At 74.7% G+C, this 14,718-nt stretch carries 14 protein-coding genes; 8 read left to right on the forward strand and 6 right to left on the reverse strand.

Annotated elements, in window-relative coordinates; all coding sequences use genetic code 11:
* Nucleotides 1-47 precede the first annotated feature (47 nt).
* Nucleotides 48-872, reverse strand: coding sequence for an SAM-dependent methyltransferase (locus KPL59_RS22345; RefSeq protein WP_226352643.1), 825 nt, complete (start codon nucleotides 870-872; stop codon nucleotides 48-50).
* 238 nt (nucleotides 873-1,110) lie between these two features.
* Between KPL59_RS22345 and KPL59_RS22350 the strand changes: the two genes are divergently transcribed.
* From KPL59_RS22350 to KPL59_RS22360, 3 genes are all read left to right on the forward strand, one after another.
* A complete protein-coding gene (locus tag KPL59_RS22350; protein WP_020624195.1) occupies nucleotides 1,111-2,004 on the forward strand; it encodes a helix-turn-helix transcriptional regulator in 894 nt (297 codons plus the stop codon).
* Between the two features lie 205 nt (nucleotides 2,005-2,209).
* A complete protein-coding gene (locus KPL59_RS22355) occupies nucleotides 2,210-2,452 on the forward strand; it encodes a DUF397 domain-containing protein (protein WP_226361861.1) in 243 nt (80 codons plus the stop codon).
* An 87-nt stretch (nucleotides 2,453-2,539) separates the two neighbouring features.
* Complete coding sequence (locus KPL59_RS22360; protein ID WP_226361862.1) at nucleotides 2,540-3,586, forward strand: class I SAM-dependent methyltransferase; 1,047 nt, start codon at nucleotides 2,540-2,542, stop codon at nucleotides 3,584-3,586.
* 15 nt (nucleotides 3,587-3,601) lie between these two features.
* Here the strand turns inward: KPL59_RS22360 and ppk2 are convergent, their stop codons facing one another.
* Entirely contained in the window at nucleotides 3,602-4,570 is a 969-nt protein-coding gene (gene ppk2 / locus KPL59_RS22365; protein ID WP_020624198.1) for a polyphosphate kinase 2, read from the reverse strand.
* Between the two features lie 61 nt (nucleotides 4,571-4,631).
* Nucleotides 4,632-6,374, reverse strand: coding sequence for a siderophore-interacting protein (locus tag KPL59_RS22370; RefSeq protein WP_226361863.1), 1,743 nt, complete (start codon nucleotides 6,372-6,374; stop codon nucleotides 4,632-4,634).
* A 180-nt stretch (nucleotides 6,375-6,554) separates the two neighbouring features.
* Between KPL59_RS22370 and KPL59_RS22375 the strand changes: the two genes are divergently transcribed.
* Nucleotides 6,555-6,917 (forward strand): hypothetical protein, encoded by a 363-nt coding sequence (locus KPL59_RS22375; protein WP_226361864.1) that lies wholly within the window; start codon nucleotides 6,555-6,557, stop codon nucleotides 6,915-6,917.
* 4 nt (nucleotides 6,918-6,921) lie between these two features.
* Here the strand turns inward: KPL59_RS22375 and KPL59_RS22380 are convergent, their stop codons facing one another.
* Both KPL59_RS22380 and KPL59_RS22385 read right to left on the reverse strand, forming a co-directional pair.
* A complete protein-coding gene (locus tag KPL59_RS22380; RefSeq protein WP_075306927.1) occupies nucleotides 6,922-7,686 on the reverse strand; it encodes an SDR family NAD(P)-dependent oxidoreductase in 765 nt (254 codons plus the stop codon).
* 15 nt (nucleotides 7,687-7,701) lie between these two features.
* A complete protein-coding gene (locus tag KPL59_RS22385; protein ID WP_226361865.1) occupies nucleotides 7,702-8,703 on the reverse strand; it encodes an acetamidase/formamidase family protein in 1,002 nt (333 codons plus the stop codon).
* 112 nt (nucleotides 8,704-8,815) lie between these two features.
* Here KPL59_RS22385 and KPL59_RS22390 point away from each other — a divergent pair, with 112 nt between their 5' ends.
* Both KPL59_RS22390 and KPL59_RS22395 read left to right on the forward strand, forming a co-directional pair.
* On the forward strand, nucleotides 8,816-9,436 hold the full coding sequence (locus tag KPL59_RS22390) for an L-threonylcarbamoyladenylate synthase (RefSeq protein WP_020623429.1): 621 nt from the start codon (nucleotides 8,816-8,818) through the stop codon (nucleotides 9,434-9,436).
* Nucleotides 9,437-9,666: 230 nt separating this feature from the next.
* Nucleotides 9,667-11,481 (forward strand): hypothetical protein, encoded by a 1,815-nt coding sequence (locus KPL59_RS22395; RefSeq protein ID WP_226361866.1) that lies wholly within the window; start codon nucleotides 9,667-9,669, stop codon nucleotides 11,479-11,481.
* On the opposite strand, the gene KPL59_RS22400 is transcribed toward KPL59_RS22395, so the two are convergent.
* The gene (locus KPL59_RS22400; protein ID WP_226361867.1) at nucleotides 11,482-12,444 is read right to left on the reverse strand and encodes a pseudouridine synthase; all 963 of its coding nucleotides are present in this window, start codon (nucleotides 12,442-12,444) and stop codon (nucleotides 11,482-11,484) included.
* 26 nt (nucleotides 12,445-12,470) lie between these two features.
* Between KPL59_RS22400 and KPL59_RS22405 the strand changes: the two genes are divergently transcribed.
* Nucleotides 12,471-13,094, forward strand: coding sequence for a LysE family translocator (locus KPL59_RS22405; RefSeq protein ID WP_226361868.1), 624 nt, complete (start codon nucleotides 12,471-12,473; stop codon nucleotides 13,092-13,094).
* Nucleotides 13,095-13,172: 78 nt separating this feature from the next.
* On the forward strand, nucleotides 13,173-14,717 hold the full coding sequence (locus tag KPL59_RS22410) for a GntP family permease (protein WP_226361869.1): 1,545 nt from the start codon (nucleotides 13,173-13,175) through the stop codon (nucleotides 14,715-14,717).
* Nucleotide 14,718 lies beyond the last annotated feature (1 nt).

Consider the following 14,718-nt stretch of genomic DNA (forward strand, 5'->3'; position numbering starts at 1 on the left):
CGGGGTCGGTGGGTCTCACCCCTCTCGACCGCGGTGGCCCCGCGAACTCATCGCTTGATGCCGACCCCGCCCACGATGCACCGCTGCACCGGGTCCTCGCCGCGCAGCTGCGGACCGTCGGGCCACCACCGGTAGCAGGGGACGATGCCCGGGTCGACCAGATCGAGGCCGGGGAACAGCCCGGTGATCTCGGCGAGGGTGCGGAACCGGCCGCTGCCCATCGGGCTGTGCACGAAGACCTGCTCCATCCGCCGGGCCAGCTCGCTGTCGGCGTTCTCCGGGTCGAAGAAGTGCGCGATCGCGACGACGCTGCCCGGGGCGAGCCGCTCGACGTAGCGGGCCATGATCGCCTGCGGGTCCACGGCGTCGTCGAAGTGGTGGATGGTGCCGATCTGGAACAGCGCGACCGGCTGGTCGAGGTCCAGGAAGCCCTGCACCGACGGGTCGGCCAGCACCGACTCCGGCTCGCGGATGTCGGCGGCGGAGAAGCGGGTGAACTCGTTGTCCTCCAGCAGCGCCCGGCCGTGCGCGATGACGGTCGGGTCGTTGTCGACGTAGGCGACCCGGGCCTCGGGCTGGAGCCGCTGGACCACCTGGTGGGTGTTCTCCGCGGTCGGCAGGCCGGAGCCGCAGTCCAGGTACTGGGTGATGGAGGTCTGGGTGGCGACGAAGCGCGCCGCCCGGATCAGGAACGCCCGGTTGTCGACGGCGAGCAGGTTGACCTCGGGGGCGATCTTGCGGACCCGCTCGATGGTCTCCCGGTCGACCTCGTAGTTGTCCTTGCCGCCGAGGGCGTAGTCGTAGACCCGGGCGATGCTGGCCTTGGTCGTGTCGATGTACGCGGGAGCGCGACCCTCGGTCGGCTGGGCCATCGGCGGAGTCCTCACTGCGTCGTCGGCGGCGTCGCGCCGGTGCGTCGGTCGGTGCCCGGACGACGCCCGTCGTGGCGCCGATCACCGGTGCGGTCACCGTAGCGGACCGACCCGATCGGGCACGCACCGTCACCGTCCGGACGTGTCCCGTGATCGAGACCGCTGACGACCTGCGGAACCGTTGTGTAGGCTCGGTCACCCGATCGGCAGTCCCCCGCAACCGCAGGAGCCCGTCCCGGTGGTCCCCAGCCCGAACAGCCCCACCCCGCCCGGTGCCGACCGCGGCCCGACCGCGCGGCGCATCGTGCTCGGATCACACCTGCGCCGGCTGCGGGAGCGCGCGGGCATCTCCCGGACCGACGCGGCGTACGCGATCCGCGGCTCGGACTCGAAGATGAGCAGGCTGGAGTCGGGCAAGGTCGGGTTCAAGCAGCGCGACGTCGCCGACCTGCTGACGATGTACGGCGTCGCCGAGGGCCCCGAGCGCGACCAGGTCCTGTCGATGGCCGAGGAGAGCAACTCCAGCGGCTGGTGGGCCCGCTACAACGACGTCGTCCCCGGCTGGTTCGAGGACTTCGTGGGTCTGGAGGCCTCGGCGTCGCGCATCTCGTCCTACGAGCTGCTGTTCGTCCCGGGGCTGCTGCAGACCGAGGAGTACGCTCGCGCGGTCGTCAGCGGCGGACACACCGACCTGCCGCCCGTCGAGCGGGCCGACGTCGAGAAGCGCCTGGAGGTGCGGCTGCGACGCCAGCGCGTGCTGCACCGCAAGGACGCACCGACCTTCTGGACCGTGCTCGACGAGGCCGTGCTGCACCGACCGGTCGGCGGGGAGGGAGTCTTCCGTGCCCAGCTCGACCACCTCATCGAGCTGTCGTCGCTGCCGAACGTCGTCGTCCAGCTGCTGCCCTGGGACCTGTCCGGCTACGGCGCCGAGCACGCCTTCACCATGCTGCGCTTCGCCGAGCCCGAGCTGCCCGACCTGGTCTACCTCGAGGAGATGACCGGGGCCTCCTATCTGGACAAGCGGGCCGACGTCGAGCGCTACGGCCGTTCGATGGACCGGCTCACCATCGACGCGCTCAGCCCGGCCGAGACCAAGCAGGCACTGAGCAAGCTGCGCGCCGAGCTCTGACCTGCACCGACGTCGCTCCCGGGCGACGAGCGGCGCCCGTCTTCGGGCCCCGGGCACCACGCTCCGACGTCGACCGCCCACGGCCCGTGCACCGCAGTCGGGCGCGGACGGGCGACCGTCGGGCGCGTTCCGTCCTGTTTTGCACGACCGAGCCGCTTGCCCACTGCTAGCGTTTGACGCAACGGAGAATGCATATGCAGATGAGGTGAGCATTCGCATGGACCAGATGCACCTGAGCGGCGCCGCGGCGATCGATTCGCTGACGTGGCGCAAGAGCGTGCGCAGCGGCTACCAGGGCAACTGCGTCGAGCTCGCCGTCGTGACCGGAGGGACCGTGGCCGTCCGCAACTCGCGGGACCCGCACGGCACCGTGCTCGCCTTCCCGGCCACCGAGATGGCCGCCTTCCTGACCTCGATCAGGAACGGCGAGCTGGACGACCTCGCCTGAGCGTCCGCCGACCTCCCGCGGGCGGCCGGCCCGACCCCGGCCGCCCGCGGTGAGCCGAGAATGATCTTCTCGGTGTAGGAAGGAACGGTGAGCCGTTCCGATCAGGCCCCGTCCTACCGCGGGGCCAGCGCCCACTACCTGTCCCCGGCGCGACGGGACCCGGTCAAGGCCGGTTCCGAGGAGCCGGTCACCCGGCGGGTCATCGCGAACGCGCTGGCCGCGTTGCACCTGCGGCCCGGCGCCCCCGTCGCCGTGCTCGACGTCGGGTCCGGCACCGCCGACGGGTTCGCCCTCCTCACCCGCCCGGAACCGGGCGCCGCGCCGATCGTCGCGGAGGACCGGCTGCGCTACGTCGGCCTCGACGTCGACCCGGAGATGGTCGCCACCGCACGGGACACCGTCGGCTCGCCGTCGGCGTCGTTCGTGCTCGGCGACGTGCGCGACGCGCTGCCCGACGGTGCGTTCGACCTGTACCTGTCCTGCGGCGTCCCCTACTCCCACCTCACCCGCGACGAGCTCGTCGCCGCGCTGGGGTCGGTGCTGGCCGCCGTGGCGGCCCGGGGCCGACGGGCGGCGGTCGTCGTCGACGTCCTCGGCCGGTACTCGGTGGAGTGGCAGCCCCGCTGGGACACCGAGCGCTGGGACTACGCGATGAGCTTCTTCGCCGGCGGCGGCGAGGCGATCTCCGAGCCGATGACGTTCTACGGCCGTGCCGAGCTGGACGCCACCGTCGACGCGGCGCTGGCCGGCAGCGGCGCGCGGCTGGTGTCGCGCACCGCCGTCGACCGGTCGGTCCTGGTCGGGCGGCACACCGCCACCGGCACCTTCCACCCGTCGGTGCCGCGGTTCCGGACCCTGCTGAACGACCTGGTCCGCGACCCGTCCCGGGTCGACCCCGACGACCTCCGGTTCACCCCGGCGACCGAGGGAGCACCGGAGGAGGCGTTGGCCTGGCTGCGCGGGTTCGCCGACCGGTGGAACGGCGTCCTGGAGCCGTACCGGGGGGCCGGCCCCCTCGCCGGGGCCGAGGCCGCCCGGCTCGCCGGGACCCTGCTCGGACTCGAACGGGCCGCGGGCCCCGGCCTGGGCGTGGGTCACTCGCTGACCATGACGCTGGTGGCCGAGCCCGCCTGAGCACGGCCCCGCCGCTCAGTGGTGCCGGTCGGTCAGGGGCGGGAAGCGGTTCGGGCCCTCGTCCTGCTCGAACATCTCCGCGGCGGGCCCGACGATCAGCCGGTCCGGCGGGGAGGCCACCCCGGTGTCCTTGCCGGGGTAGTCGAACAGGCCCAGGACGTGGCGCATCGCCTCGAGCCGCGCGCGCTTCTTGTCGTTGCTCTTGATCACCGTCCACGGGGCGTCCTTGGTGTCGGTGTAGAAGAACATCGCCTCCTTCGCCTCGGTGTAGGCCTCCCATTTGTCCAGCGAGGCCAGGTCCATCGGGGACAGCTTCCACTGGCGCACCGGGTCGACCTGGCGGATGAGGAAGCGGGTGCGCTGCTCGTCGCGCGAGACCGAGAACCACAGCTTCACCAGATGGATCCCGGACCGGACGAGCATCCGCTCCAGCTCCGGGGTGGCCCGCAGGAACTCCATGTAGGAGCGGGGGTCGGTGAAGCCCATGACCCGCTCGACGCCGGCCCGGTTGTACCAGGACCGGTCGAACAGCACGATCTCCCCGGCCGAGGGCAGGTGCGCCACGTAGCGCTGGAAGTACCACTGGCCGGCCTCGCGCTCGGTCGGCTTCTCCAGCGCCACCACCCGGCAGCCGCGGGGGTTGAGGTGCTCGGTGAACCGCTTGATCGTGCCACCCTTGCCGGCGGCGTCGCGCCCCTCGAACAGGACGACGATCCGGTTGCCGGTGTCCTTGACCCAGTTCTGCAGCTTCAGCAGCTCGATCTGCAGCAGCCGCTTCTGGTGCTCGTACTCCTGGCGCGACAGGCGGTCGTCGTAGGGGTAGCCCTGGCGCCAGGTGTCGACCGGGCTGCCCTCGGGGTCGACGAGGGTCGGGTCGTCGTCGTCGGAGTCGTCGACCCGGAAGTGCCCGGGGTCGACCGCACCGGGGTGCGGGATGAGGGGAGCGGGGGCGTCGGCCTGAGGCTCGACCGGGGTCTCGTCCACGTCTGGCAACGCTGCGCGCCGGGCATGGCGACCGGGCCACACCCGGATGACGTCCGGGTGATCAGCGGGCAGCGGGACGGGGCCGGTCGTGCCAGTAGCCCTGCGCGTGGACCCGGTCCGGGGCGACGCCCGCCTCGTGCAGCAGGCCGCGCACCCGCGCCACCCGGGTGCTCTCGGTGGCGTTCCAGGTGTAGAAGCGGTCGCCCAGGCGGGCGGCCGCGGCACCGTGGGTCCCGACCCAGTCGGTGACGGCCTCGAGCAGCGATCGCCCCGGCCGCCGGCAGACCTCCACGGTCACGCCCGGATGGGCGCCGGCGAGCCCGACGGCGTCGGCCGGGTCGCCGACCTCGACCAGCACCCGGGCCCGGTGGTGCGGCGGGAGCGCGGCGAGGATGCCGCGCACGGCGGGCAGCGCCGTCTCGTCGCCGGTGATCAGCACCTCGGTGGCGGGGCCCGGGTCCCACTGCACGCCGTGGTCCGGGTTGCCGCGCCGCACGTCCGGCCCGGAGAGCAGGACGGCGGCGCCGGGCCGGGCGGCCGCCGCCCACGCGCTCGCCGGACCCGGCCGGGCGTGGCAGAACACGTCGAGCTCGACCTCGCCGCGCCCCGGCCGGACCGCCACCGGGGTGTAGCTGCGCGGCACCGGCCGCGTGTCGGCGGGCAGCTCCCGCAGCCGGGCCCGCCACTCGCGTTCGGGCAGGCCCGACGCGAGCGAGGCGGGGTAGCCGACCTCCGTCGGGACCAGCAGCTTGATCCGCTGGTCCCGGCCGTGCGGGGCGAACCGCGACAGCTCCGGCCCGCCCAGGACGAGCCGCCGGAACCCGGGGGAGGGCACGCCGACGGCGAGCACCCGGGCGGCGAACAGGACGTTCGGCGACCCCGCCAGCGGGCTCACCGGCCCAGCGTCCGCTCGATGTCGTCGAGCACCTTCTGCCCGCCGAGCGGACCGACCCCGGTGATCCAGACCGACTGGTCGACCGGGTGCAGCCGCGGGAAGACCTGCGCGCGCACCGCCTCGACGGCGGGCGGCACCGCCGACGGCGACGCCGGGTCGGTCGCGGTCAGGAACACCTCGTCGGCGCGGGCCTGCTGGACCAGCTCGGGGGACAGGTCCACCGAGATCGAGTTCTCCCAGTCCCGGGGCGGGATGGTGAACCCGGCGCACTCCAGGGTGCCGCCCGCGAACGACGTCGGCCCGTAGAGGGTCAGGAGGCCGTCGCGGGGGCGGGATCATCTGCGCGGTGCGCCCGGCCGTGTCGTGCGTGCGCGCGACCTCGGCGCACCGGTCCCGGTAGCGGGTGAGCAGCTCGTCGGTGTCGGCCTCCCGGCCGAGCACCCGGCCGACGAAGCGGACGTTGTCCTGCCACGGGTCGGCCTGCGAGGCCATGAACGCCGTCGGCGCGATCGCGGCGAGGCGGTCGTACAGCGCGGCGTGCCGGGACTCGGTGCCCAGGATCAGGTCGGGCCGCTGGGCCGCGATCCGTTCCAGGTCGGGCTCGGCGACGGTCCCGACGACCGTCACCCGCGCGCCGGCGTCGCCGAGGTAGGCGGGCACCCCGGTGCCCTCGGACAGGACCGCGGCCCCGACCGGCGGGGAGTCGAGGGCGACGGTGGTGTCGAGCTGCACCGGCTCCAGCACGACGACCCGCCGCGGCGCGGCCGGGACCGTGACCTCGCCCCGTGCGGTGGCGACCGTGCGGGTGCCCCCGTCGTCGGTGGGGTCGGCGCCGGGCGTGGAGGAGCACGCGGCGAGGAGCAGGGTGAGCAGGGCGGCGAGGGCCACCGCGGCCCGGGACGGCGTCACGGACGATCTCCTTCGGTCAGGTGAGGCGACCCTAACCCGAGACCGGTAGGGGATGGGCTGTCCGGTTCGACGGAAATCCGGTCGCCCACGAGCACACGACCGGGGACCCTGTCAGACGATGATCGACCAGTTCCTCCGCGACGGCTGGGTGCACCTCCCGGGCGGGGCCGGTCCCTGCTGATGCTGTTCCTCTACACCGACGTCGGACCGGACGACGCCCCGACGCTGCTGCGGTCCGGCTCGCACCACGAGGTCGCCCGGCTGCTCGCACCGCACGGATCCGCCGGCGCGGACTGGCTGCCGTTCTGCGGCGAGGCGGTCCGCGCGACCGCCCGATGCCGGGAGGTCGCCGCGACCGGCCGCGCCGGCGATGTCCACCTGGTGCACCCGTTCGTCGTGCACCGCGCCCAGGCGATGTCCCCGGCCGCCCGGCGGCCACGGGTGATCGCCCAGCCTCCGCTGGAACCCGCGCGTGAGCCGGCGTTCGACCTGATGGCCGGGACGGCCCCGGTCGAGCGGGTGGTGCGCGAGGCGCTGGGGTGAGGCCTCAGAGCTGCACCCCGCGGGTCAGCGCCCCGTCGACCACCAGGTTGGTGCCGCTGATCCGGCTCGCCCGCGGGCTGACCAGCGAGACGACCGCGTAGGCGGTCTCCTCCGGGGTGCCCATCCGGCCCGTCGGGTTGAGCCCCATCGCGTGCGCGTACAGCGCGGGGTCGTTCTGCTCGACGTTCGCCCACACCCCGCCGGGGAAGTAGACGTTGCCGGGGGAGACGGCGTTGGCGCGGATGCCCTTCGGGGCGAGGTCGAAGGCCAGGCCGGAGACGTAGTGCACCAGCGCGGCCTTCATGACGCCGTAGGAGCCGTCGGCGAAGTCGATCTCGCGACCGGAGACGCTCGACACCGCGGTGACCGAGGCGGCGTCGCTGCGCTCCAGGTGCGGCATCGCGGCGTCCACCAGACGCACCGTGTGCAGCAGGTCGATCTCGAAGCTCGAGCGCCAGTTCTGCTCGCCAGGGCCGATCGCGAGCGCCGAGACGTTCGCGACGACCGCGTCGACGGCACCGAAGCGGTCGGCGGCGGCAGCGACCCAGCCGGCCAGCGCATCGCCGTCGGCGACGTCCACCGCGGTCCCGGCCACCTCACCGGCGCCGGCGGCGCGCAGCTCCTGCTCGGCGGCGGCGACCCCGTCGGCGTCGCGGGCGCAGAACGCGACCCGCGCGCCCTCCGCCGCCAGCCCGGCGACGACCGCGCGCCCGATCCCGCGCGACCCTCCGGTCACGAGCACGACGCGGCCGTTCAACAGCATGTCCATGACAGGGGCCTTCCTCTACAGGGAGCGGGCCTGCTCGCGCAGGTGACGGTGGACGCCGCCGTAGGCCGCGGCCGTGGGCAGCAGCGCCTTCGCGATCTTGGTGACGGCGCTGTAGTTGGTGTCGACGACGTTGGCCAGCGGCGACTCGGCGGCCTGGGTGAGCAGCTGGTAGGCGTCCAGCCGGTCCAGCCCGTAGAGCTCGCCCAGCCAGGCGATCATCCCGACCTGGCTGGCCCGCCAGGCGTCCTCCAGCGGGCGGGCGGACCCGACGACGACGTAGTGGGTGTCGGTCTCGATCCGCGGCCAGGCCGGGGCCGGGGAGTTCTTGATCAGCTCGACGATCAGCACGACGTCCATCGCGCCCTCGACCGCCGTGCCGCAGCTCTCGCCCTCGCCCTGACGGTAGTGGCCGTCGCCGACCGAGAAGAGCGCGCCGGGCACGTTGACCTGCAGGTAGCAGGTGGCCCCGGCGCGCATCTCCGGGGTGTCCATGTTCCCGCCGAACACGTCGGGGACCAGCGAGCTGCGCACCTCCCGCCCGGGCGGGGCGACACCGACGGTGCCGAGCGTCGGGTTGCACGGCAGCTCCAGACGCAGGTCCGCGCTCGTCGCCTCGAACAGCACCGTCCCCGCGGCCCGGTCGAGCTGGTAGATCCAGGTCCGCTCGGGCAGCGGCTCGTGCAGCAGCGCGGTGCGCTCGGTCGTCGACAGCGCCCCGAACAGCGGGATCAGCGTGGAGGCGCCCCAGTCCCGGGCCGGGGTCAGCTCCACGAGGTGGACGGCCAGGGTGTCGCCGGGCTCGGCGCCCTCCACGTGGAACGGCCCGGTCTGCGGGTTCACCTCGCTCATGTCGAGCACCGCGCTCGGACGGTCCGAGGTGGACGTGAGCCGCCCGGAGAACGCGTCCTCGGTCCACAGCCGCAGGCAGGTCCCGGGCGCGACCCGGCGCACCGGCGGCACGCCCCCGAAGGTCCAGGCGAACTCGTGCCGTTCCGGCCGGTATTCCACGACGTGCATGGATCGCATCCTGGTCCCCTCCGCGCGTCGCGGGCAACGGTTTCCCGGCCGCACCGCGACCGCCCGGTCGTCGAGGTCCCCGGGTGGGCCGCCGAGCCGGTACGTTCGCGCGATGGCCCGGTACTTCGACGTGCACCCGCAGAACCCGCAGCCGCGCAGCATCGGACAGGTCGTGGACCTCGTGCGCTCCGGCGGCCTGATCGCCTACCCGACCGACTCGTGCTTCGCGCTGGGCTGCTCGCTGGGCAACCGCGACGGCCTGGACCGGATCCGGCAGATCCGCAAGCTCGACGACCGACACCACTTCACCCTCGTGTGCGCGGAGTTCGCACAGCTCGGGCAGTTCGTCCAGATCTCCAACGCGGTGTTCCGCGCGGTGAAGGCGTCCACCCCGGGCAGCTACACCTTCATCCTCCCGGCCACCAAGGAGGTGCCCAAGCAGCTGCTGCACCCGAAGAAGAAGACCGTCGGCGTGCGCATCCCCGACCACGCCACCACCCAGGCGCTGCTGGCCGAGCTGGGGGAGCCGCTGCTGTCCTCGACGCTGCTGCTGCCGGGCCACGACGAGCCGATGACGCAGGGCTGGGAGATCAAGGAGGAGCTGGAGAACCAGGTCGACGCGGTCATCGACTCCGGGGACTGCGGCACCGAGCCGACCACCGTCGTCGACCTGTCCGGCGACGAGCCGGAGATCGTGCGGCACGGTGCGGGGGACCCGTCGCGGTTCGAGTGAGACCCCTCCGGCGCGGCCGCCCGGCCGCCCGTCGTGCCCGTCCGGGCACTCCCGGTGACCCGTCGGCGGAGTTGCGCCGCCCGCCCGTCCACGATCCACCGCCCACCGCATCAGAACAAGCGCTGGGCGGACCGACGAGTAGGCTTCGCAACCGTCCCGCCCGCTACCCGAGCGGGTACTGACGTGGCGTCCGACCCGGGCGCCGTCCGAACGGTTCGGAGGACGATCGCGTGGCGCGAGACGACCCGCCGCCCCACCCGTCCGGCCCGGCGGGGGCCTCGGCCGGGGACGCCGTGCTGGCCGCGATCGCGCACCGGCTGCGGGCCCGTTCGGAGCGTCAGCAGCTGCTGACCGAGCGGCTGCGTGCCGGCGAGCTGCGCCCGGGTGCGCTGGCCGACCTCGCCGAGCTGGCCGCGGCCGCCCGCCGCGGCGCCCGCGACGGCGACCACATCCTCGTCCTCGCCGGTGCCCCCCGCGGTCCCCGGCTCGCCGCCCCGCCGACCCCGCTCGGGCAGGCGCTCAACACCGTCGTCTCGGCGAGCGAGGCGGCCTCGCGCACGATCGTCCCGCCGACGCCGAGCGTCTCGGTCGACGCGGCCGCCGAGCCCGTGCTGGGCCAGATCCTGGCGGAGCTGCTGGCCCACGCCGCGAGCGTCACGCCGGCGGGGGAGCGCATCGAGCTGCTGACCCGGTGGGGTCCCGAGGGCGGGATCGTCGTCGAGCTCCAGGGCACCCAGCCGCCGCGGCACCGCACCCCGGTCGAGGAGCTGGACCGGGCGCTGGGCTCGGCGACGCCCGGCGGTCCGGTCGCCCCGCAGGAGATCGGCCTGCACGTGGCCGCGCGGCTGGCCCGCGCCATCGGCGCCCGGCTCGGCGTCCGTGGCCCCGCGGGGAACTCCGCGGTCGCCCCGATCGCCGTGCTGCACCTGCCGTCGTCGGTCGTCGGCGGTGGCCGCTCCGAGCCGCCCGCGCCCGCCGGCCCCACCGCGGAGCCGCAGCCGGACGAGCAGGTCGGCACCGGGACGACGGCATCGCTGCGCCGCCCGGCGCCGGACGGTGCCCCCGACGTGGCCGGCACCCCCGACCCCGCTGCGGCGGCGGACGTGCCCTGGCCGCCGCGGGACGCCCCGGCGGCGGAGCCCGAGCGGAGCTGGCCGCCGGTCGCGCCCGAGCGGGACGAGCCGGCGGCATCCGCCGGGCTGCCCCGCCGTGCGCCTCGTCCGGCCGGCGGCATCGCGGCCGCGGCCCCCTTCGCCGGCTCCGGCCCGAACGGCAACAGCCCGAACGGCAACGGCCCGTACGGCTCCGGTCCGAACGGCGTCGGCCCGAACGGCTCCGGCTCGACCGGGCGCGGTCCGGCCGGCTCCGGCCCCGGTGGGCCCGGACCAGGGTCCCGTCCGCCGTACGGGCCGCCGTCGCCGGGCGCGGGGCCGTCGCGCAACGGGGGCCCGCCGCCCGCGCCGCAGGAGGCCCCGGCCACCGAGGCACTGCCCGTCACCGGCGCCCCGGGGACGACCCCGCCGGTGGAGCTGTTCGGACCGTTCGACTCGGAGGTTCCGGTGCCCGTGGACGACGCGGACGACACGCCGATCTTCGCGGCGGTCGCCTCGGCCTGGTTCCGTGAGCCGGGATCGACCGAGACGACGGCGCTCCCGGTCACCGGGAACAACTGGCGCACCGCGGGTGACGCCGAGTTCGACGCCGCCCGCATCCGGGCCGACCGGGTCGTCGACCTGCCGACCACGGCGCAGGGTCTGCCGCAGCGGCTGCCCGGGCAGGCGATGGTGCCGCCGTCGTGGCGGGACACCCCGAACGGCGTCGCGCCGGCCGGGTCCCGCGAGCGCCAGCCCGACCGCGTACGCAACCGGCTGTCCAGCTACCAGCGGGGGCTGCGCGAGGGCCGCCACCGCGCAGCGGAGGAGCACGGACCGGCCGACGGCGCTGCCAACGGTGCGGTCAACGGCGCTGCCAACGGGGTGCCGGTCCCCGGCGGCCGCCACAACGGTCACCACCTCGACGACGACGGCGACCGCAGCGTCGGCTGATCACCACTCGTGCGGCGTCCCGGCGGCCCAGCCGTCCGGGTCGTCCCACGCCTGCAGCGTGCGGCCGCTCACGAAGCGCCGCCGCACCCCGGTCAGCGGGTCGTCGAACTCCAGCGCGCGGGAGAGCAGCTGGAGCGGGCGGGTGAAGTCCTCGGGCGCCCGCCGGCGCAGCTCGGGATAGACGTCGTCGCCGAGGATCGGCACGCCCAGTCCGTTCAGGTGCACCCGCAGCTGGTGGGTCCGCCCGGTGCGCGGGGTCAGTCGGTAGCGGGCCAGGTCCCCGCGCCGCCCGTCGAGCTCGATGCGGGTCTCGGCGTTCGGCTCGCCCTCCTCGGTGACGGCGGCGAACACCCCGGGGCGTTTCACGATCCGCGACACCTCGGTGCGCGGCAGCTCCAGGTCCGGGTCGAACCGGGCGAGGGCCTCGTAGGTCTTGGTGACGCGGCCGCGGGCGAACAACGTCTGGTAGGCACCGCGCAGCTCGGGCCGCACCACCAGCAGCAGCACCCCCGCGGTGGCGCGGTCGAGCCGGTGCGCCGGGCTGAGCGCGGGCAGCCCGAGCTCGTGACGCAGCCGCACCAGCACGGTCTGGCGGACGTGGCTGCCGCGCGGGATCGTCGCGAGCAGGTGCGGCTTGTCGACGACGACCACGTCGTCGTCGGCGTACAGCACCGGCAGGCCGAACGGCACCGGCACCTCGTCGGGCTCGTCGCGGTAGAGCCACAGCGTCGTCGAGGGCGCGTACGGCGTGGCCGGGGTGACCGGACCGGCCGCGGTCACGATCTCCCCGGCGGCCAGGCGCGCGTCGATCCGGTCCGCGACGTGCGGGAACCGGTCGACGAGGTGGTCGCGCATCGTCGCCCACCCCTGGGTCGCCGGGGTCCGGACGCGGGCCGGCGCGAGGCCGTCGACCGTCGGGAGCGGGGACGCCTCCCGGGAGGTGCGGCGCCGGCGGGATCTCACGGGGCAGCAGCCTACGATGGCCTCTCGTGAGCTGGACGTCCTACGGTGCCTACCTGTTGATCGTCGTCGGGCTCGTGCTGATGCCCGGCCCGGACACCTTCGTGATGCTGCGCGCCTCGCTGGTCTGCGGGCGCGCGGGCGGGCTGTCGACGCTGGCCGGGGTGTTCACCGGCAACGTCCTGCAGGGCTGCGCCGCGGCGTTCGGGCTCGGCGTGCTCGTCGCCGGCTCGCACACCGTGTTCACCGTGATCCGCTGGGCCGGGGTGGTCTACCTCTGTGTGCTCGGTGTGCAGGCGCTGCGGGCCGCCCGCCGCGGGGACTACCCCGCCGTCGACGACGACGGCGGTCCGCGGGTGCCGGTGCGGCGGTCGTTCCTGGTCGGCTTCGGCTCGAACATCACCAACCCGAAGGTGCTGGTCATGTACCTGTCGGTGCTGCCGCAGTTCCTCGTCCCCGGCGTGACGACCATCGCCGACGCGCTGCTGCTGGCGCTGTCGGTGGCGGTGCTCGGCGGCGTCTACGGGGTCGGCCTGGTCCTCGCCGTGCACCGGGCGCGGGGCTTCTTCACCCGGCGCCGCGTGCGCCGCGCCGGTGACGTCGTCGCCGGCGCCGCGTTGATCGGGTTCGGCGGGGCGCTGGCCGTGACCTGACCGCCAGGCTTGCTCGCATGGTGGGTCTGTGTTCATGATGTGGGTACGACATCGTCGTCGACGCCCAGGGGGACCATCGTGTCGGACACCGTCATCGTGGTGAACACGGCTGTCGCCGTGCTCGCCGTCGTCGTGCTGATCGTGAGGTTCCGGCTCAACCCGGTGATCTCGCTCGTGATCGGCGCCGTCTACCTGGGTCTGACCGCCGGCCTGGGGGTGACGGGGACGGTCGACGCGGTCACCGGCGGGTTCGGCGACATCCTGGCCGACGTCGGGCTGCTCATCGCCTTCGGCGTCCTGACCGGGGCGATGCTGCACCACGCGGGCGCCATCGAACGGCTGGTCTCGGCGCTGCTGGCGGCCTGCGGTCCGCGCGGGATGCCCTACGCCACGGCCGTCACCGTCTCCACCGCACTCCAGTCGATCTTCGTCGACGTGCTGCTCGTCATCTCCGCGCCGCTGGCCCGCCGGATCGCCCCGCGCATCGGGGACCGGGGACTGCCACGGATGGCGACCGCGCTCGCGATCGGCCTGGAGTGCGGGATCGTGTTCATGGTCCCCGGGGTCGGCGCGGTCGCGCTCGCCGGTGTGCTCGGGGTGCCGCTGGGCCAGATGCTGATCCTGGGCCTGGTCGTCGTCGTGCCGACGGTGCTCATCGCCACCGCGATCATGTCCGTGCTGCTGCGTCGCGGCTGGTGGGACCCGGCGCGCGACGAGCAGGAACCGGTCGCCGCGGGCGTACCCGGCGGACCGGGGGCCGTCGCCCCGCACGCCGCCGCGACCGACGCCGCCGCGGCCGTCCCCTCTCCGGCCGACGCCGCCCCACCCGGTGACGGTCCCAGCGGGGACCTCCCGCCGTCGGGGGGAGCTGTTCCGGGCCCCGGGGCCGGGCAGGGGGCCCCGGGTGGTGGTGCCGGCGGCGCCGGTCGGGCGGGCGGGGCGGCCGCCGGCACCGCGGTGTCCGGCACCGCGCGTCGCGAGCTCCCGCTGGCCCTGCTGTTCGGGCCGCTGCTGGTGGGCCTGCTGCTCATCGCCGCGGGCGCCGTCCTCGACGCCGCCGGGGTGACCCACCCGGTGCTCGCGTTCCTGGGTGAGCCGGTGATCGCGCTGCTGCTCGCGCTGATCGGGACCACCGCCGTCGTCGGGGTCGCCCACGGGCGCGAGATGGTGGAGTCCGCCGTGACCGACGGGTTCCGCGAGAGCGGGCAGATCCTCATCCTCACCGGGGTCGGCGGCTCGCTCGCCACCACGATCGGCGAGGCCGGGCTGGGCGAGATCCTCGGTCGCTTCTTCTCCGCGAGCACCGCCGCCCCGCTGCTGATGGTGTGGCTGATCGCCGCCGTGCTGCACGTCGCGATCGGGTCGGTGACGATCTCGGCGATCACCGCGGCCGGCGTGCTCGCCCCGGTCGCCCCGGTGATCGGCCTGGCCCCCGTGTTGATCGCGCTCGCGGCCGGAGCCGGCGCGTTGTTCGCCGTGCACGTCACGTCGAACACGTTCTGGCTGCTGCAGTCGCTGCTCGGGCAGTCCGTGCGGGGGACGCTCAAGACCTGCTCGGTCGGGGTCTCGATCGCCTCGGTCGTGGCGATCATCGTGATCCTGCCGCTGTCGCTCGTCGTCTAGG

Source organism: Pseudonocardia sp. ICBG1142, assembly GCF_020496255.1.
Lineage (GTDB): Bacteria > Actinomycetota > Actinomycetes > Mycobacteriales > Pseudonocardiaceae > Pseudonocardia.

Coding starts and splice junctions, on each gene's coding strand:
- KPL59_RS22385 (WP_226361865.1), bottom strand. CDS start 8,703: ATGCACGTCGTGGAATACCGGCCGGAACGGCACGAGTTCGCCTGGACC.
- KPL59_RS22345 (WP_226352643.1), bottom strand. CDS start 872: ATGGCCCAGCCGACCGAGGGTCGCGCTCCCGCGTACATCGACACGACC.
- KPL59_RS22375 (WP_226361864.1), top strand. CDS start 6,555: ATGCTGTTCCTCTACACCGACGTCGGACCGGACGACGCCCCGACGCTG.
- KPL59_RS22380 (WP_075306927.1), bottom strand. CDS start 7,686: ATGGACATGCTGTTGAACGGCCGCGTCGTGCTCGTGACCGGAGGGTCG.
- KPL59_RS22390 (WP_020623429.1), top strand. CDS start 8,816: ATGGCCCGGTACTTCGACGTGCACCCGCAGAACCCGCAGCCGCGCAGC.